The sequence below is a fragment of the Collinsella sp. AF23-4AC genome (genome assembly GCF_003462685.1).
In the GTDB taxonomy this organism is placed as follows: domain Bacteria; phylum Actinomycetota; class Coriobacteriia; order Coriobacteriales; family Coriobacteriaceae; genus Collinsella.
Genome location: NZ_QRVE01000006.1, coordinates 25,592 through 45,026 on the forward strand (window position 1 = coordinate 25,592; position 19,435 = coordinate 45,026).

Annotated in this window: 16 protein-coding genes and 1 riboswitch; of the genes, 10 read left to right on the forward strand and 6 right to left on the reverse strand. The window is 60.2% G+C overall.

Features of this window, described 5'->3' with window-relative positions; translation table 11 throughout:
• Window positions 1-96 precede the first annotated feature (96 nt).
• Window positions 97-993, reverse strand: coding sequence for a LysR family transcriptional regulator (locus DWY05_RS04925; protein WP_117786855.1), 897 nt, complete (start codon window positions 991-993; stop codon window positions 97-99).
• A gap of 10 nt (window positions 994-1,003) precedes the next feature.
• On the reverse strand, window positions 1,004-1,912 hold the full coding sequence (locus tag DWY05_RS04930) for an HAD-IIB family hydrolase (protein ID WP_158558692.1): 909 nt from the start codon (window positions 1,910-1,912) through the stop codon (window positions 1,004-1,006).
• Between the two features lie 163 nt (window positions 1,913-2,075).
• Window positions 2,076-2,186: riboswitch (TPP riboswitch) on the forward strand.
• Window positions 2,187-2,237: 51 nt separating this feature from the next.
• On the opposite strand from DWY05_RS04930, the gene thiM reads away from it, so the two are divergent.
• The 3 genes from thiM to DWY05_RS04945 are packed head-to-tail and all read left to right on the forward strand — an operon-like array spanning window position 2,238 to window position 4,114.
• The gene (gene thiM, locus DWY05_RS04935) at window positions 2,238-3,077 is read left to right on the forward strand and encodes a hydroxyethylthiazole kinase (RefSeq protein WP_233504004.1); all 840 of its coding nucleotides are present in this window, start codon (window positions 2,238-2,240) and stop codon (window positions 3,075-3,077) included.
• A gap of 3 nt (window positions 3,078-3,080) precedes the next feature.
• Window positions 3,081-3,422, forward strand: a complete 342-nt coding sequence (locus tag DWY05_RS04940; RefSeq protein WP_229030451.1) for a thiamine-binding protein — start codon at window positions 3,081-3,083, stop codon at window positions 3,420-3,422.
• Window positions 3,419-4,114, forward strand: a complete 696-nt coding sequence (locus tag DWY05_RS04945; protein WP_117803763.1) for a thiamine phosphate synthase — start codon at window positions 3,419-3,421, stop codon at window positions 4,112-4,114. Before DWY05_RS04940 ends, DWY05_RS04945 begins: the two co-directional genes overlap by 4 nt.
• Before the next feature lie 101 nt (window positions 4,115-4,215).
• Here DWY05_RS04945 and DWY05_RS04950 read toward each other — a convergent pair whose 3' ends face one another.
• Window positions 4,216-5,085, reverse strand: a complete 870-nt coding sequence (locus DWY05_RS04950; protein ID WP_117776041.1) for a patatin family protein — start codon at window positions 5,083-5,085, stop codon at window positions 4,216-4,218.
• Window positions 5,086-5,409: 324 nt separating this feature from the next.
• Here DWY05_RS04950 and DWY05_RS04955 point away from each other — a divergent pair, with 324 nt between their 5' ends.
• The 7 genes from DWY05_RS04955 (at window position 5,410) to DWY05_RS04985 (ending at window position 13,989) form a co-directional block, all read left to right on the forward strand.
• The gene (locus DWY05_RS04955; RefSeq protein ID WP_117820874.1) at window positions 5,410-8,127 is read left to right on the forward strand and encodes an EAL domain-containing protein; all 2,718 of its coding nucleotides are present in this window, start codon (window positions 5,410-5,412) and stop codon (window positions 8,125-8,127) included.
• A 126-nt stretch (window positions 8,128-8,253) separates the two neighbouring features.
• A complete protein-coding gene (locus DWY05_RS04960) occupies window positions 8,254-9,783 on the forward strand; it encodes a diguanylate cyclase domain-containing protein (RefSeq protein ID WP_117820873.1) in 1,530 nt (509 codons plus the stop codon).
• A 74-nt stretch (window positions 9,784-9,857) separates the two neighbouring features.
• Window positions 9,858-10,481: a flavodoxin family protein gene (locus DWY05_RS04965; RefSeq protein WP_117820872.1), complete on the forward strand. Its 624-nt coding sequence runs from the start codon at window positions 9,858-9,860 to the stop codon at window positions 10,479-10,481.
• An 11-nt stretch (window positions 10,482-10,492) separates the two neighbouring features.
• A complete protein-coding gene (locus tag DWY05_RS04970; RefSeq protein WP_117769844.1) occupies window positions 10,493-10,834 on the forward strand; it encodes an arsenate reductase family protein in 342 nt (113 codons plus the stop codon).
• A gap of 86 nt (window positions 10,835-10,920) precedes the next feature.
• A complete protein-coding gene (locus DWY05_RS04975) occupies window positions 10,921-12,051 on the forward strand; it encodes a GTP-binding protein (RefSeq protein WP_117635529.1) in 1,131 nt (376 codons plus the stop codon).
• Between the two features lie 95 nt (window positions 12,052-12,146).
• On the forward strand, window positions 12,147-12,746 hold the full coding sequence (locus tag DWY05_RS04980) for a tRNA (cytidine(34)-2'-O)-methyltransferase (RefSeq protein ID WP_117820871.1): 600 nt from the start codon (window positions 12,147-12,149) through the stop codon (window positions 12,744-12,746).
• Window positions 12,747-12,888: 142 nt separating this feature from the next.
• Entirely contained in the window at window positions 12,889-13,989 is a 1,101-nt protein-coding gene (locus DWY05_RS04985) for an AAA family ATPase (protein ID WP_117820870.1), read from the forward strand.
• A 40-nt stretch (window positions 13,990-14,029) separates the two neighbouring features.
• On the opposite strand, the gene DWY05_RS04990 is transcribed toward DWY05_RS04985, so the two are convergent.
• The 3 genes from DWY05_RS04990 to DWY05_RS05000 form a co-directional block, all read right to left on the reverse strand.
• Window positions 14,030-16,522 (reverse strand): excinuclease ABC subunit UvrA, encoded by a 2,493-nt coding sequence (locus DWY05_RS04990; RefSeq protein ID WP_117820869.1) that lies wholly within the window; start codon window positions 16,520-16,522, stop codon window positions 14,030-14,032.
• On the reverse strand, window positions 16,519-17,076 hold the full coding sequence (locus DWY05_RS04995; protein ID WP_117820868.1) for a GNAT family N-acetyltransferase: 558 nt from the start codon (window positions 17,074-17,076) through the stop codon (window positions 16,519-16,521). The genes DWY05_RS04990 and DWY05_RS04995 overlap by 4 nt, the downstream gene beginning before the upstream one ends.
• Window positions 17,077-17,180: 104 nt before the next feature.
• On the reverse strand, window positions 17,181-19,193 hold the full coding sequence (locus DWY05_RS05000) for a translation factor GTPase family protein (protein ID WP_117820867.1): 2,013 nt from the start codon (window positions 19,191-19,193) through the stop codon (window positions 17,181-17,183).
• Between the last annotated feature and the right edge of the window lie 242 nt (window positions 19,194-19,435).

Sequence of the window (19,435 nt, forward strand, 5' to 3'; positions counted from 1 at the left end):
ATCGTAAAATATATGTTTATAACAGTTTGATATAGATGCTTCCTATATCAGTTTGGACTGCCATAAAGAGATTTGACCCGTGCAGAACGCAGCAATCTAGATGTGCTGACGAATCGCTTCGATATAGGCCTGCCCGTAGCGCGTAAGTGTCGTGTTCTTGCGCGTGATGATGCCGATCTCCATGTACTCGTCTACATCGAGCGGAATGGAGATAATGCCGGGGCCGTTAAGTTCATGGCTGATCACGCCCGAACAAACCGTGTAACCGTTAAGGCCCATGGCCAGATTGAACAACGTCGCACGGTCGCGCACGCGGATATTCTTGCGACGCTCAAAGGTCGAGGTCAGTTCCTCGGAATAATAAAACGAGTTATAGCTGCCCTGCTCATAGGACAGGAACGGGTAGTCCTCGAGATCTTCGAGCGTCACGCTGGCGTGGTCCGCCAGCGGATGGTCGGAGCACACAAAGACATGCGGCGTAGCGCAGAAGAGTCCTTCGAATACGAGCTCGTTGGCCGCCAGCATGCGCTCGATGACCTCGCGATTGTGCTCCGACAGATACAGGATGCCGAGCTCGCTTTTCATATGCGCGACGTCCTCGATAATCTCGTGGGTCTGCTCCTCGCGCAGGGTAAAGTCGTAGCGCGCGGCATCGAACTCGCGGATCACATCGACAAATGCATTAACGGCAAAGGAATAATGCTGGCAGCTCACACTAAAGTGCGGCACCTGCTCGGACGTGCCTTTGTACTTGCCCTCGAGCAGGTCGGCCTGGTCGAGCACCTGGCGCGCGTAGCCCAAGAAGGTCTCGCCTTCCTCGGACACAATGACGCCCTTGTTGGTGCGCTCAAAGATGTGTACACCCATCTCGTTTTCGAGATCGCGAATTGACGCGGTTATCGAAGGCTGCGACACAAAGAGCCGGCGCGAGGCCTCGGTGATGCTGCCGCATTCGGCAACTTTGACGACATATCTGAGCTGCTGGAGCTTCATGGCTTTCTCCCTAGACGTTCGTGACGTCGAAACCCGTCGCGTCCATCTGACGCATAAACGACGGCATCTCCCCCGTCGCGGCGCAGGCGGCAATCTGATGCAGAGCCCCGGCAACCGCATCATCTGCCGCAGCGCCGATATGCCAGCGCGCGGCAGCCGTGACGGCCTCGTTGGCATTGGCGACTGCAACGGAATTGGGAACGGCATCGATCATGGGCAAATCGTTATCGGAATCGCCGAATACGGCCACCTCGTCGGGCGTCAGGCCCAAAGCACGCGCCAGCTCCAGCGCAGCACAGCCCTTGTCCCAGCCGGTCGGAAGAACGTCGAACAGGCGCACGCGGTTGTTGGGAAACACGAGCGAGAGCTCCGGCACCTCGGCGGCAACACGCTCGCGCAGCTCGGCGAGCTCCTCGCGCGAACGGGCACTCCAGATATTCGCCTTGTATACCGGGGCATCGTCAACGACAGGGCGACAGGGAGCCTCTTCGCCCTTGAGCCACGCGTTGCCGCCTGACTCCATGGCGTGACGCACACGCTCGGGATCGCTTGTCACGCAATAGGCGTCGTTGTCCCAAAAGTCATCACCCAGACGGTAGACCTTCAAATAGGTATCGTCGGTCTCTTGCTCCAGGTAGTCGGCCAGGCGCATAAGGGCATCGTTATCAGTTGCGCGCGAGGCAACCGCCTCGCCATCGACAAACATCACCTGGCCGTTGCAAAACGCACCGGTCGAGAAGCACTCGGAGCGATTGCGGAACATCCAGCTCATCGCGGACGGCTGGCGACCCGAAACCGGGCCAAAATGCAGGCCCGCCGCCTGCATGGCATGAATGCCCTCGATGGCGCAGTCGCTGGCGCCATCGTGTCCAGCAGGAATCAGCGTATCGTCCATATCGGTCAGCACAAGTTTGATCATAAGGTCCCCTCGGTCATTCTTTATCCCGTCTATTGTAACGACCTGCCAATAAGGGACAGGTTTATCTTGGCAGGTTTTATCTGGGAAAATGCAGCGCCCCTGTTGCCACCTGCCAAAATAAACCTGTCCCATATTGGCAGGTGCGCTAGTATAGGGAACAACAGATTCGATGCGGGAGTGCCGGCGGTGCAAACCACAAGGCTGAGAGGGCATAGGGCCCAATCCTTTGAACCTGTCAGTTAATGCTGGCGTAGGGAGCATGCCGCCTTTACAGGGGCGCTGTCTATGCACAGCGCCCCTTTTCTATGCCAAGGAGGCATGTGCAGTGATTGATTCGGAACAGCTTAAGCAACATATGGTCAAGGCCGTAGAGGAGATTCGAGCCACCAATCCGATGGCCGGCTCCATCACCAACACGGTGACGATCGACTTTGTCGCCAACGCGCAGCTCGCCGTGGGCGGTTCGGCCGCCATGGTCTATCTGCCCGACGAGGGCGAGGCGCTCGTTGCCGGCGGCGGCGCCATCTATCTCAACATGGGCACGCTCTTCCCTATCTACGAGCAGACGATTCCCCGCGCGGCCAAGGCGGCACACGACGCCGGCAAGCCCTGGGTGCTCGATCCGGTGGGTCTGGGCATCGGTAGCCTGCGCACCCAGCTGGTAAACGAGCTCAAGCAGTACAAGCCCGCCATCGTACGCGGCAACGCCTCCGAGATCATCGCACTCTCCGGCCTGTGGGGTCTTGAGGGCGAGTCGGCCGATCTGAGCCGCGTACGTGGTGTCGATACCACCGACACGGTCGACGCCGCCCGCGATGCCGCCGTGGCGCTCGCTCGCTACACCGGCGGCGCCGTTGTGGTCTCGGGCGAAGTCGACCTGATTACCGACGGCACGGCCGTGGCCAAATCCCACGGCGGCAGCCCGCTCATGTCCAAGATCACCGGCTGCGGTTGCTCGCAGGGCGGCGTGCTGGCCGTGTACGCCTGTGCTACCGATCCGTTTACGGCAGCAGTCTGCGGCACCGCCGTCTACAACGTTGCCGGCACGCGTGCCGCCGCCGTCGCCGATGCCCCGGCAAGCTTTAAGGTCGCCTTTATCGACGAGCTCTACCGCGCAACCGCCCAGGATATTGCCGACAACCGACTCGAGCTCGAGGAGGCATAAGCCATGTCCGAACCCGCAACCAATGCCGGCATGAACACGCTCGTCGCCGTGGCCATCGCCCCATGCGGCACCGGCGACGAGCTGTCCGCCGAGGTCGCCGAGGTCGTGCGCGTCATTCGCGAGAGCGGCCTTCCCAACCGCACCACCTCGATGTTCACCGAGATCGAGGGCGACTGGGACGAGGTCATGCAGGTCGTGCGCGACGCGACCTTTGTGTTGGCGAGCAAGGGCATCCGCACCGAAGTCGTGCTCAAAGCCGATATTCGACCCGGATTTACCGACACCATGACCGGCAAACTCAAGCGCATGGAAGCACAGATCAAAAAGCAGGAGGAAGCACAATGAGCATCCGCGACAACCTTGATATCTCGGCCTATCTGGTACTCGGCCCCGAAAACACCCTCGGACGCCCCGTGGGCGATGTGGTGGCCCAGGCACTCGACGCCGGCTTTACCTGCATCCAGGTGCGCTCCAAGGTGGCAAGCGCCCGCGAGATCATTGCGCTGACCGACGACGCCGCGCAGGCAATCGCACAGGCCGGCAAGACCGGTCAGGTCGCCCTGTTAATCGATGACCGTCTGGACTGTGTGCTTGCCGCGCGCGAGCAGGGCATTGCCGTCGATGGCGTGCACGTAGGCCAGAGCGACATTCCCGTCGAGGTCTGCCGCAAGCTGCTGGGCCCCGATGCCATTGTGGGCCTTTCGGCCCGTTGCGAGGAGATGCTCGAGTACGTCAAGACCGCCGACATGAGCCTGGTCGACTACCTGGGCATCGGCCCGCTCCACGAGACCGAGACCAAGCGCGACTGCGGACGCGCGGCCGACGGCTCTATCATCACCAAGAGCTTTGAGGACCTTGCCGCACTCCACGCGGCAAGCCCCGTGCCCATCGTGGTGGGCGGCGGCGTTAAGACGGCCGACTTGCCGCAGCTTAAGGCCACCGGCGTCGACGGCTTCTTTGTGGTAAGCGCCGTCTGCAGCGCCGACGACCCCCATGCCGCAGCCAAGGAGCTTGTCGACACCTGGCAGCAGGCATAGGCATAGGCCGAACAGCTGATTCGCAGCCTCATATCTTCAGCAATGAAAAGCGCATCCCAGTTTGGGCCTCCATTCCGGGATGCGCTTTCCGTATGCGACCCTTACCCCGCCAGATACGCTTCCAACGCCGGCAAAGTCGCCTCTGCATCGTGGCGGCCAATCTGATAGATACGCTCAAGCTCATCGGGCTCGCGGCACAGCGACGGCACCTTTACCGATTCGCTCGGCCGCACCACAAAGACCTCGCCGGCAGCCTCGCGACGTGCCAGGTCATCAAGCGTGGCATTGTAGGCCTCATGCCGATGCTCAAGCGCCGCCACAAACTCCGGGTAGTGACGGAACACGCGCCGCAGCATGGGCATCACGCTGTTGGGCTGCTTCACAAAGCCCGCCGGCTGCGTGAGTACCACAATATTGCGGTCATACCCCTGCGCAAACAGCCAAGCACTGGGAATGGAATCGGCCACGCCGCCATCCAGATATTTATGCCCCTCAATGGCGACAGGACGCGTTGCCACGGGAATAGCAGACGACGCCCGAATCCACTCGATATCGCGCTCGTCGCCATACGGCAGATCGTGATAGACGGCCTTGCCCGTCTCGATATCGGTACACACGCACGTAAACCGCATGGGGCAGGCACGATATGTCTCCAGGTCGATGGGATCGCGCTCGATGGGCACCTCGTGATAGGCAAAATCTGCATTGAACATATCGCCGGTTCGCAGCCAGCTTGCTACACCCGCATAGCGCTTATCGGCGCAATAGGCCTTGTTGTAGCGAATGGCACGACCAATCTGGCGCGATTTAAAGTTGTAGCCAAACGCCGCGCCCGCCGAGACGCCCACCATATGGTCACAGGTCAGGCCGCACTCCATCCATACGTCGAGCACGCCCGCCGTATACATACCGCGGTAGCCGCCTCCCTCGAGCGCAAGCCCCGCCGTGGGCGTCGTATCTGGCTGTGCCATGCGACCATCTCCATCCCCGCAAATTTAAACGGAACAAGTATACCCGTCAACATATACCGCCCCAGTCGCATTTTCATCGAACATCGCATCGTCGCGCTACCGTTTGTCGAATAATAGCCGCCCACAGCATGTGCACCCCTATATAATTTTGTGCTGTTGTTTACATTACTCAGTAATTATCAGCAGCGAACACGAGCCGACAAATTGACCCAGCGGCGCAACAAGGCGGGAGCATGGATACACGCAAAGCGTTGAGCGACAACGCGTGTGCACAACGAGCTCGCCCGACGCAATCCGCCCCGACCCCAGAAAGCCGCCTACAGCATGGATACCCCCAGCAATTACACTGAAACGCTCGAAAAGACCGTCCGCGACCTTCTCAAGCGTCAGGAGGATCTGGTCAGGACCGCCTTTACCGACCAGCTTACCGGGCTTGGCAACCGCGGCGGCTTTGCCCGTTCCCTCGAGGAGCTCTGGGAGCAGGACACCCCCGTTACCATGGCGTACATCGATATCGACAATCTCAAGCACTGCAACGACGTCTTTGGCCATGACGAGGGCAACCGCTATATTTTGCAGGTAAGCCTCTATCTCAAGCTGTATATGGAGGTGGACGAAGGGGCATTTCGCATAGGCGGCGACGAGTTTGCCATCCTATCTACGATTGCAACCGAGGACGACCTCGCCGAACGTCTGGAACACTGCCGAACGGTACTGCTCGAAAACAACGCTTCCAAGATGCCTCACTCGTTTAGCTACGGAGTGGCACACGCCGACCCCGCCCTGGGCGAAGCCCCCAATCGCTTGACGAACGATGCCGACCATCGCATGTACGACTACAAGCTACGTCATGCCGTGCACCTTGATCGACGCAATATCGCACAAGCCCACACCGACGACTTCGAAATAAGCGATCGCATTTTCGACGCCCTTTCGATGCTCAACGAAGGCCGATATTTCTTTATCGAGAACTTGGACAAACATCGAACCCTTTGGTCACAAGGCGCCTTGCGCGATCTTGGTCTTCCTTCGGAGCATATAGACAACTGCCACGATTACTGGAAAACGCGCGTCCATCCCGATGACCTTGAGGCTTACACCAACGACATCGATCAGATCTATAGCGGCTCCAAACACCGTCACGTCATGCAGTACCGCGTGCGCAATGCCGCCGGCGACTACATCCTCGGCCGTGCTCGCGGGTTTCGTATCGACGGCGACGGAAATGTCCCCTCGCTCTATGTCGGCGAGCTCGTCAACCACTCGCTTGCCGAGACCGTCGACGCCGCCACGGGTCTCGGAACGCAGCGCACGCTGATCAACGCTATCGATGCCTGCCGTCGCGACCGTTGCGAGACGGGGCTTATAGCAGTGCGCGTTCGCGGCACGGCAAAGCTCAACGAGCTCTACGGGGCCGAGGCCGTCGACAACATGCTCGCCGAATACGCAGGCCGCATGCTGTCGATTACTCGCGGCAGGAGTCGCGTCTTCCGCTCACGCAACGCCCAGTTCGTCGTGCTTAGCAACAATTTGGATCACGAAGCATTCGAGCAACTGATCCAACATCTCAAAGAGGCCGTTTTCGCTCCCGTTCGAATCGCGGACGACACCATTACCCCCGTCTGTCTTGTCGTTCCGGCCTTTTACGAGCACCTGACCAATCAAACGGCCGCCGTTTTAGGCGAACTCGACCGTCGCATTCGCACGGCCGGCGGGCTTGTTCCCAACGACAGCCTCCCCATACCCGAGGTGGAGCGCAAAAGCGCCATCGCCGAACGCATCGATCCGCTCACGGGTCTCTATCGACCCAGCGAGTTTATGCGCCGCGCCAACGAATTTCTCGAGACAAGGCGCAACGGCGCCTGGTGTATCGCCACCGTCGATATGGGACACATGCGACTGTTCAACGAATGGCACGGACAGGCCGAGGGCGACCGCATGCTCGCCGATGTGGGCACGGTCCTCAAGGACATCGAGAATGCCAACATGGGCGTCGCAGGGTACTGGGGCCAAGACGATTTTTGCGTACTCATCCCCTTTAAGCACGACACCGTCCATCAGATCTATAGCCGCATTCGCCAGGCCGTGGCCAAGCATGATGACGGCGTGGGCTTCTGGCCGTCCATGGGCGTCTACCCCATCGACTCCAACGAGGAAATCACCATCGATGCGCAGGCCAAGGCCATGTTTACCAATCGGCGCGCAAAAAACGACTTTAAGGAGCGCATTGCCATTTTCCGCCCCGAGGAATACGAACACGAAATCGCGTTCCACCGCACGCTGACCGAATTCCAGTATGCGCTCTCAAACGGCCGCATTACCTACTACTTGCAGCCCCAGGTCGACATGGAAACCGGCGAGATCGTTGGCGCCGAGGCGCTCACACGCTGGATTGACAAGGATGGCTCCCTCATTTCACCTACCACCTTTATCCCCGCTCTCGAGGAAAGCGGTTTTGTGGTGACGCTCGACAAATATGTTTGGCAGGGCGTCGCCTCGTGGCTGCGTGAGTGCATCGATCGAGGGCTGCGCGTAGTTCCGATCTCGCTCAATGTGTCGCGCGTGGATATCCTTGCCTGCGACGTCGCCGAGCATATGGGGGCGCTTGCCGCCCAATACAACCTACCGCCCGAGCTCATGCGCATTGAGATCACCGAGACGGCTTATACGGGAGAGTCCGAGGCCGTGGATAAGCTGACGGCCGACCTACACACTCGCGGTTTCTCGACCTACATGGACGATTTTGGCACCGGCCAGTCTACGCTCGCGATGCTCAAGAACGTCAACGTCGACGTCATCAAGCTTGATCGCACGTTTGTGCCCACCGACCGCGATCAAAGCCGTAGCGCGCAAATCGTTTCATCAATGCTCGAGATGGCGCAATCGCTCCATCTGCCCGTTGTAATCGAAGGCGTCGAGACAAACGAGCAGGCGAACATGCTGCTCCAAATGGGTGCCCACTACGCTCAGGGCTTCCTCTACTACCGCCCCATGCAGGCAAAGGATTTTGAGGCATTGCTCGATGGCGGTAACAAAAACTGATACGCTCGCGCGCAAAACGATACCGCCGAAGGGGCGCTTGTCCCCATTGGCTAACTTATGCCCCCAATCCAAACCGAATTGGGGATATGATGCAAACCACTGTTGTGCCCAAGGAGGTTATCCATCATGAACGAGTCGTATCGCCTGGGCGAGCAATCGATCATTGCCTATCTTCAGCGACTTGCGAACGGGGTCTCGACCGCCGAGCTCGATGTTGCCGCGCTGCCTGCTGAGCTGCGCGCCGTTGGCGAGCAACTGCAAAAGACGCATGCCATCCTGCAACAAGAGCGCCGGCTGCTTGAGAGCAACGCCTATATCGACCCGCTCACCAACTTGGGCAACCGCGGCGGACTCGACCGTCACGTCGAGCAACTCTGGCACAAAGGTGACCCCTTCACCTGCGCCTATATTGACATCGACCATCTCAAACATTGCAATGATAGGTTTGGCCACGCCGAAGGCAATCGCTATATTCTGAGCATCTGCCGCACGCTCTCCGAAACCATGGAGCACGATGAGATGCTGTTCCGCATCGGTGGAGACGAGTTTGTGCTCATCTCGCTCTCCGCAAACGAGACCGAACTCGAGCAGCGCTTGGAGCGGGTACGTGCCGGGCTGATCGAGGCGAGCTCAAGTGGCAAGGCGCCCATGATCGCCAGCTTTAGCTTTGGCTGCTCGCGCGTCGATCCACTTGCCGGCGACACGCGTCGCCAGATGACGATGGATGCCGATCGCAAGATGTATCGCTATAAGCTTATGCATCGTGTGCAGCAACCGAAAGACAATGACGCGCCGCAACGCCCAATCGTCGATCAGCTTCCCTGCAACGACCGGGTGTTCCAAGCGATCTCCATGAGCTCCGAGACGCGCTATCCGTTCATCCTTAACCTCGATACGGGAGAATCGCAATGGTCGGTTAACGCCGTGCGCGATTTTGACCTGCCCTCCCAGCACCCTTTTAACTCACTCGACATGTGGCTCGCCCGCGTTCATCCCGAGGACCGCGACAACGTACGCGCCGAGCTCGACATGGTGATAAACGGCACGTGGCACTTCCACTACATGCAGTATCGCGTAATGGATGCCACCGGAAAATACGTGCTTTGCGACTGCACAGGTTACCGCTTGGACGGCACCGATACCGAGCCCAGCATGTATGTGGGCACTATCATCAACCGAAGCTTGGCAGATACGACCGACTCGGTAACGGGCCTGGGCGATGTCCACGCGCTGGTCAACGCTATTGGAGAGATGCGCCGCGTGGCGCGCGAGGCAGGCTTTATTGCCATTAAGGTCGACGATATCGCCGAAGTCAATGCCCGCTTTGGATTCGATGCAGGCGACCGCGTGCTCGCCGAAAGTGCCGCCTGCCTCATGGATTGTTCGCGCGGCAAGGGTCGCCTGTTCCGCTCGACGGGACCAATGTTCGTGGCGCTTTTCGATGAGCTCGGCCCCGAGGCAATCGACGAGCTCGCAAACGAAATCGAACGATTCCTGGGTTCTCCCGTGCTCATCGGCTCGCTTGAATATCAGCCGCCCATTCGCGTGGCCACGCTCCATCTGAACAGCGTTGACCGACAGCCCGTTTCCATTTTGAACGAGCTCAAAGCGTTGCTCGGTAAAGCCGTGCAGGTTCCAGGTACCAAACTGGATTAGCACCGCGCCCGCACCGCCTCCCCCATCGTGCGATAATCCTCTGCAGAAGTCACCAACAGCAGAGGGAGTTTGTGATGAAGGTTCTTTTGGTCAATGGCAGTCCCAAGGCAAACGGCAACACCGCCCGCGCACTCGCCGAAGTCGCCGAGCAACTCAACGCCGAGGGTATCGATACCGAGGTGTTCCAGCTGGGCGCCAAGCCCATTCGCGACTGCATTGGCTGTGGCCAGTGCGGCAAGCTCGATTGCCGCTGCACCTTTGACGACGACGTGGTGAACGAGCTGATCGCTGCCGCCGAGCAGGCAGATGGCTTTGTCTTTGGCTCCCCCGTCTACTATGCGCATCCCAGCGGACGCATCCTCTCGGCTCTCGACCGCGCATTCTATGCTGGCAGCAAGGCCTTTGCGCACAAGCCGGGTGCCGCGGTCGCCGTCGCCCGCCGTGGCGGCACGTCGACCACCTTCGATGTACTCAACAAGTACTTCACTATCAACCAGATGCCCGTGGTGGCCTCCACGTACTGGAACAACGTCTTTGGTGCCATGCCGGGCGAGGCCACCCAGGACGCCGAGGGCCTGGCCACCATGCGAAACATCGGCAAAAACATGGCCTGGCTCCTGCGCTGTATCGAGGCAGGACAGGCCGCCGGTATCAACGCACCCGAGGCAGATCGAGCAACGACCAACTTCATTCGATAGAGCGGCGGAGCATGAATATCCAGATTTTTGGAACCAAAAAGTCTTTCGATACCAAGAAGGCCCAGCGCTATTTTAAGGAGCGCCGCATTAAGGTGCAGTTTATTGACCTTAGGGAAAAGGAGATGAGCAAGGGCGAGCTCACGAGCGTGATGCAGGCGGTCGGCGGCATCGACAAGCTGCTCAACCCCAAGGCCAAGGACGAGGAGACGCTCGCGCTCATCCAGCACCTTACCCCTAGCCAGCGCTTCGACAAACTGCTCGAAAACCAGCAGGTTCTAGCCGAACCCATCGTGCGCAACGGCAAAAAGGCCACCGTCGGTTATTGCCCCGATGTATGGGGAGCCTGGGAGTAGCCTGTGTTATTTGCCGGCGCGTGGGTATAAGAGCAGGCGTTTGGCATAAGATTCAACTGTAAGCCATGTCTAACAAAGGAGGGCACATGCCCAACAAACCCGTGAAGATCATCATGCTTACCGGATACCTCGGTGCCGGCAAGACCACGCTGCTCAACCACATCCTCGCTAACGACGGCGGCATCCGCGCCGCCGTGATCGTCAACGATATCGGCGAGATCAATGTCGACGCCAGTCTTATCGCCGACGGCGGCCTTTCCGAGACCGACGACCTCATCCCGCTCACCAACGGCTGCATCTGCTGCACGCTTTCGGACGACCTGGCTAACCAGCTGCAGGGCATTGCCGATTCGGGCAAGTTCGACTACATCATCATCGAGGCATCGGGTATTTGCGAGCCTATCCCCATCGCCTACACCATCTCGAGCTTCTGCGACGAGGCCAAGGTGGGCGGCGAGCCCAAGCTCGCGCTCGACAACATCGTGGCCGTGGTCGACTGCGCCCGCATGTACGACGAGTTCAACGGCGGTCGCGACCTGCTGGCTGAGGATATCGACGAGGACGACATCGAAAGCCTGCTCATCCAGCAAATCGAGTTCTGCTCCACGCTGATCCTTAACAAGACCGATACCGTGACGCCCGAGCAGATCGCCGAGCTCAAGGCCATCGTGCGCAGCCTGCAGAAGGACGCCGTGATCGTCGAGGCCCAAAACGGCGAGGTCCCCATGGAGGAGCTGCTCGATACCGACCGCTTCGACTTTATGCGCGCCTACAACTCCGCCGCCTGGATCGAGGCCATGGAGCATCCCGAGGAGCACGACGACCCCGAAGTGCTCGAGTACGACATCGAGACCTTTGTGTACTCGCGCCGCAAGCCGTTTGACCTGCAGAAGTTCACTGATTTTGTTGAGCAGGAGTGGCCCGACGAGGTCATCCGCGTCAAGGGTCCGCTGTGGCAGACCGGTGATCCGGACATGTGCTACATGTTTGAGCAGGCCGGCCACCAGATGCGCCTGATGGAGAACGGCCTGTTCGTTGACTCCGCGCCCGAGGGCGAGAAGCAGAAGATCATCGACGAGAACCCCGAGATCATGCAAATTTGGGACGACGAGACGGGCGACCGCATGACGAGCCTGTGCATCATCGGCCGTCACATGGACAAGGACGCGCTCATCGCCTCCCTCGATGCCTGCCTGACCGACTGGCACCGCGCCTAGGTTTATCCAAGCGGGCATTTTTCCGCCTATGTAACTGCCAAACCACCACGAAGGTGCCCTTCGTGGTGGTTTTTCGTTCTGAGCCAAGGAGATTCATGTTCAACATTGTGCTGTATGCGCCCGAGATTCCGGCCAATACGGGCAATATCGGCCGCACCTGCGTGGTTACCGGCACCCGCCTGCATCTGGTGGAGCCGCTGGGGTTTTCGCTCGACGACAAGACGGTACGTCGCGCCGGCCTGGGCTACTGGCAAAACTTGGACGTGACGACCTATGCCGGCTGGGAGGACTTCCTTGCGCGCAATGACCTCTCCCCTGCCGACGAACGCCTGCATCTGCTGACCAAAAAGGCACGCCGCACCTATGCGCAGAGTACCTACCGCGATGGCGACTACTTGGTCTTTGGCAGCGAGAGCTCGGGCATTCCCGAGGAGCTACTCGCTGCAGCGCCCACGTGCTGCGAGCGCATCCCGATGCTGCGCGATTGCGATTCGCTTGACAACGCCGAGGCCTGGGAAACCCACGAGGAATCGCTGGGGCATACCGAGGACAGCCACGAGGCCATCCTTCAACAGGACATCTGCGGCAACTTCGTCAATCCGAACGACTATCGTATCAGCGCACTCAACCTCTCCAACAGCGCCGCCATCGTCCTCTACGAGGCGCTGCGCCAAACAGGCTTTCCGGGAATGTGACAAAGGGGCTGTCCCTTTGTCACATTCAAGCGCCACGCCGACGGCACACACCTAATTGATGCTCTAGATAACGAGCCGTCACTTTTAATCAGAATTAACTAAAGTAAAATGAAATTAAACGGCGGTGTGAAAGGAGAGCCTTGTGAAATATCTCGAGAACCCGTTTACCCCCAGTTTTGGCGAGGTTCCTGCCCATCTCGCTGGCAGACAACAGATTATTCGGGATTTGGACCGCGCCTTCTTGAGCCAGCGCAGGCGCCCAGAATTGACCTCGATCTTCTCAGGCGCGCGTGGAACCGGTAAAACCGCTCTCATGTCGTCGCTCGCGACAAGGGCGGAATCCCACGGCTGGATAGCCGTAAAGACGACCGCGCTCCCGGGAATGCTTGAGGAAATCGAGTTCGGGGCGAAACGCGCCGCAGCCCATCTCATCGACTCGTCCAGCCACTTCGAAGTCACCGGTCTCGGAATTGCACCGCTCGGCAGCATCGAGGTCAATCGCGTTCACGATGCCTCAACCTGGCGTTATCGCATGAGCGACATCATCGACCAGCTCAACGAGGCGGGCACCGGTCTGCTCGTCACGGTTGACGAGGTAGACCCGACACTCGACGAGATGATTCAGCTCGCAGCGACGTATCAGCACTTTGTGACCGATGGGAAACGCGTCGCGCTGCTCATGGCGGGGCTTCCCAACAACGTCTCGACGTTGCTGAACCACAAGACGGTCTCGTTCCTTCGCCGCGCCCAACAATATCATCTGGGTCGCATTGCCGACTATGACGTACGCGAGGCCTTGATTCGCACGATCCAGGAAAACGATCGCCTGGCAGATGTCGAGGGAATCGATAGAGCCGTTCGCTCGATCTCTGGTTTTCCCTTCCTATTGCAACTCGTAGGCTACCGTGCCTGGGATCTCACAAGCGATTCGAAGGAAATCTCGTCACGCGACTTTGACCTGGGAATCAAAATCGCGCGCGACGAGATGGACGACCGAATCCTCGCGGCAACCTATCGGGAACTCACTGCAGAGGACAAGCGATTCCTCATCGCCATGCTCGATGACGAGGAAGAGTCCACCACCGCTGACCTTGTCGAGCGCCTTAAGCGTTCGCCACAGCAGGTCTCCCGCTACCGACGCCGCATGATAGATGCCGGCATCATCGGAGAACGAGGACGAGGGCTCGTCGCATTTGAATTGCCATTCTTCCGCGACTATCTCACGGCTCAATGCGTGAAATAGAAGTCAATGAGGCAAAGGGGCTGTCCCTTTGCCTTGTTGTCTATAGGTAGCGTCCGGTAATGCTCTTGGAGCAGACCGCGATATCCGCCGGCGTGCCGGCGCAGACGATTTGCCCGCCCGCATCGCCACCGCCCGGGCCCATGTCGATCACGTAATCGGCGTTACGGATAAGATCGAGGTCGTGCTCGATCACGACAACCGTGGCGCCCTTGGCAACAAGGCCGTCAAACACGCTCAGCAACACCTGAACATCGAGCGGATGCAGGCCAATCGTGGGCTCATCAAATACGAATACGGCATCATCCTGCACGCGGCCCATCTCGCTCGCGAGCTTAAGACGTTGTGCCTCGCCGCCCGAAAGCGCCGGTGTGGGCTCGCCAAGCGTGAGATAACCCAGGCCCAGGTCGTGCAAGGTCTGCAAGCGCGCCTGCACCTTTTTGAGCCCCACCGTGGCGTCGAGGGCCTCGTCCACACTCATGTCCATGAGCTGCGGCAACGTAAGCAGGCTCTCGTCCTTGCCCTCGCGATGGATATGCGAGGCGGCCTCGGCGTAGCGCGAACCACGGCATGCCGGGCAGACGATCTCGACGTCGGGCAAAAACTGCACGTCGAGCGATATCGAGCCCGTGCCGTCGCACGTAGGGCAGCGCAAGGCGCCGGTGTTGTAGCTAAAGGCACCCGCCTTGTAGCCGGCCGCCTTGGCCTCGGGCGTACGGGCGAAGGCGCGGCGCAACTCATCATGGATGTCGGCATAAGTCGCCACCGTCGAGCGCACGTTGGCGCCGATGGGCGTGGCGTCAATCAGGTTGGCACGGGCGATGCCCTCGGCATCGATCCAGCGCACATGGCGTGGCAAGCGCTCGCCAGCTGCCTGTGCCTTAAGCGCCGGGATGAGCGTCTCGAGCACGAGCGTCGTCTTACCCGAACCCGAAACGCCCGTTACCGCGACAAGGCGGCCGCGCGGGATATCGACTTCGAGCGGCTTGACGGTATGGATGGTATCGGTCGCCATACGGATATGGCCCTGGTCGAACATTTCGTCGTCAGTCACCTGCGGACGCAAGCGCTTGGACTCTGAGCGCAAAAACGGCGCGATGCGACTGCCCTGCGATTGTTCGATCTCGTCTACCGTACCAGCAGCGATCACGTTGCCGCCGCCTGCTCCGGCAACGGGGCCCATCTCGACCAGATAATCAGCCTCCGCCAGCACGCGCGTGTCGTGGTCGACAACAACCACGGTGTTGCCGTCATCCACCAGATCGCGCATCACGCCTACCAAGCCGTCGACATTGGCAGGATGCAAGCCGATCGAAGGCTCGTCCAGCACATAAAGCACGCCTGTCGATCGGTTGCGCACCACGCGAGCAAGTTGCACGCGCTGGCGCTCACCCGTGGAGAGCGTGGCGCCAGCACGATCGAGCGAAAGGTAATCGAGGCCCAAGTCGACCAGGCGACGGGCCGCGCTCAAAAACGAATCGCAGATATCCGTCGCCATGGGCCGCATCTCGGGCGGCAAGGATGCGGGCACCCCGCGCACCCACTCAATCGCCTCGCCCAGCGTCATGGCCGCCGCCTGCGCCAGATTGATACCGCGCACCTGGGGCTGGCGCGCAGCCTCGGAGAGACGCGTGCCACCGCAATCGCGGCATGCTCCCTCGCGCAAAAAGCGAGCAACGCGTTTTAAGCCCTTATCGTCCTTGACCTTGGCGAGCGCATTCTCAACGGTATAGACGGCGTTGTAATAGGTAAAGTCGAGCGGCGTGGCGCCCTCGCCGTTTTTGGGCACGTAGAGAATGTGTTTTTTAACCGCCGGGCCGTGGAACACGATGTCGCGCTCTTGAGGCGTGAGCTGGTTAAACGGCACGTCGGTACGCACGCCCATCTCGCCTGCCACCTGCTTCATCAGATCCCACATGAGCGTGCCCCAGGGAAGGACCGCACCCTCGTTGATGGTCTTTGACTCATCGGGCACCAGGCTCGCCTCGTCCACCTCGCGCATGACACCGGTGCCACCACAGGTGGGACACGCACCGCCGCTGTTAAAGGCAAGGTCCTCGGCACTCGGCGCGTAGAACTCGCGACCGCATGCAGGGCACGTGAGCGACAGGCCCGCAGCCACGTTAAGGCTCGGCTCCACGCGCGCCCCGCAGTGCGGGCACACGTGATGGGCGCAACGGCTAAAGAGCAGACGCAGGCTGTTGTTGAGCTCGGTCATGGTACCAAAGGTCGAGCGCACGCCCGGCACGCTGGGGCGCTGATGCAATGCGAGGGCCGCCGGTACGTGCAATACCTCGTCCACCTGGGCGTGCTCGGCCTGCGTCAGGCGACGTCGAGTATAGGTGCTGAGTGCTTCCAAGTAGCGACGCGAGCCCTCGGCATAAAGAACCCCCAGTGCCAGCGAACTCTTGCCCGAACCCGACACGCCGGCAATACCCACGAGCTTTCCCAGCGGGATATCAATATCGATGTCCTTAAGGTTATGGACACGCGCGCCACGCACCTCGATAGCACTTGGTTGTTGCGACACCGTCATCGTTCCCCTTCCGCCTGCCTGCGCCAGTCTTCGCAGGTCAAATACGTAAAGCACTCAGTACGCACATCGCCCATAAGCTCGCAGGGCACGTCGCGCTCAACGTGATGCGGCGCAAATCCACACTTTTGCTGAACGCGTAATGACTTGCTATTGCCCTCGTAGTATCCGCACCAAAGTGCCTTGCAGCCAAGCGTTTCGAACGCATAACGCTGCATGGCTCGCACCGCTTCGGGGGCAAAGCCTCGACCCCAGAACGGCTTAGCGACCCAATACCCCACCTCGAGTTCGAGCCCAGCGCTTTGGCTGTTCGACTCGCAGCGAGGAGGCATGAGCCCGATGCTGCCCACGGGCTCGTCTGTCGCAGTCAGGCAAACGGCAAAGGTATGGGGCGCCGTAAAGACCGTTCGAATGATCTCCCTGCTCTCCTCAACGCTTCGATGGGGCGGCCAGCCCGCAGCCGGCCCCACGTCCGGGTCGCTCGCATATGCAAACAGGCTCTCCGCATCCGTCTCGCGCCACGGGCGAAGCGTCAAGCGCTCGGTATGAATCACCATAATTCAGCCTCTCAAATATCGATGTGACAAAGGGGCTGTCCCTTTGTCACATAGCCCCATAGTCAACTCCGTCAAGAACTAGAGGACCTGAAAATCTACCATTTCTACCCCGTCCCCCAATGGCAGAAGAAGTCGGAATCGGCAGGACGATAGGGGCGGAAGGTGGTGGGATCGATCTTTACGTGCGCCGCGGCGGGTACGTCGTACCATTTGACCGTGTAGCCGGCGCCGTGAGAGCAAAAGACCGAGTCGGGCGTGTTGGGCAGATCGGCCTCGGGCTCATAGGCGACCGCCTCGATGACGCGCTCGGCATCGTGGCATGCCGCATAGCCGGCGAACTCTAGGTACAGATGTCCGCGACCGCTCGTGTAGGCAGCCACCTCCAGCGCATAATCCTGCACCTCGGATGCCGGCACGCGACCCACAAGCTTCGCCCGGTCTCCCGCCATCGTCGGCGGCTCGTACTCGGCACCCATGCGCGTGGCATCCGAGAGCGCCCGGCCCACGCACTCCCCCGGCACCTCGAGCTCAAAGTGGTACCACGGCTCCAGCAGCACGGCTGCGCCGGCCTTACGCGCCTGCATGAGTCCTTGGCGAATCGCACGGTACGTGGCCTGACGAAAATCACCGCCCTCGGTGTGTTTGGCATGCGCACGGCCGCCCGTGAGCGTAATGCGCACATCGGTGATGGGCGAGCCGGTCAGCACGCCCAGGTGATCGCGCTCCATGGCGTTGGTGAGTGCCAAACGCTGCCAGTTAAGATCGAGCTCGTCGGTCGAGGTCACGGTGCCAAACTGCACGCCCGAACCTGCTGGCAACGGCTCCAGGCGCAGATGTACCTCGGCATAGTGGCGCAGCGGCTCAAAGTGGCCCACGCCCTCGACCGGCTGCGAGATCGTCTCCTTATAGAGAATGCCGCCGGGCTCAAACCCAACCGTAAGATCAAAGCGATCAGCCAACACCCGCTGCACGACCTCGAGTTGCACGGCGCCCATCAGCTGCAAATGAATCTGCTCAAGATGCGTATTCCAGCTTACGCCGAGCATGGGATCTTCGTCCGCCAGCTCAGTCAGTGCTTTGAACACCGCGTGGACATCGTGTTCGCCCGGAAGCACCGTATAGGTGAGGACCGGCGCAATGACGGGCGCATCGCCTGCGGGCTCCGCGCCCAAGGCGTCCCCCGGGCGAACGTGCACAAGACCCGTCACGGCACAAATACCGCCAGCAGCAACTTCTTGGGCAAGCTCATACTTCTCGCCGTTATAGATGCGTACTTGATCGACCTTCTGCTCCCATGCCTCGGCACCGGAACGTCCGTCAATCATCTGCTTGGCGTGCAGCGTGCCGCCGGTCACTTTAACCCAAGCCAAACGCTCGCCGCGATCCCCGCGGCTGACACGATAGACGCGCGCGGCAAACTCCGGGAGCCACGCCTGCTCACGCATCAGCGCGCATATTCCATCCAGCAGCTCGTCAACGCCTTGGTCCTTGAGCGCCGAGCCGGCAAAGCAGGGAAAGAGCTTGCGCTCGGCAACCATGCGCGACAGCGTTGCGACAGAAAGCTCACCCGCTTCAAGAAACTCCTCGAGTGCCGCCTCGTCCAACGCAGCAGCATCCTCCTGAACGGCACCGCCCGTCAGCAGCTCGTTGGCATCCAGGCAGCCTTCGGAAAGACGTTGCCCCAGCTGTGCCAGCAAAACATCGTGACCGGGATTCTCCAAATCGATCTTGTTGATAAAGATGAACGTCGGGATGTCATAGCGCGCAAGCAGGCGCCACAGGGTTTCGGTGTGCCCCTGCACGCCATCGTTGGCGCCCACAACCAAAATCGCATAGTCGAGCGCGCGCAGTGTGCGCTCTGCCTCGGCAGAAAAATCGACATGCCCTGGTGCATCCACGAGCATGACGTGGGTATCGCCGTGGTCGAGCACGGCCTGCGACGAGAAGATCGTAATGCCGCGTTCGCGCTCGATCGCGTTCGTATCCAGATGCGAATCGCCATCGTCCACGCGGCCGCGCTTGCGAATGCGACCCGCGTTGAACAGCATGGCCTCGGCCAGCGTGGTCTTGCCGGCATCGACATGCGCCAAGATTCCAACGACCGCTTGCTTCGACATGGCTCTCCTCTTATTACAAGCCCATCGCACGCGGCAACGGGCGTTCACGCTCCACACTGGATGATACAATTTACGAGCCGGCGGGCGAAGCGGGCCCTATCCCCCGACCGAGCTCATCGCCCTGCGTTGCCGCGCGGCGATTTTCGTAGGTTCGCGCCTTGCGAAAGCCGGCACCCCCCCCCTGTCTGCCCGGGCCCATCTAGGGCAGTAACAACGCGAGCCTCACAACAGCGAGGAGCCAC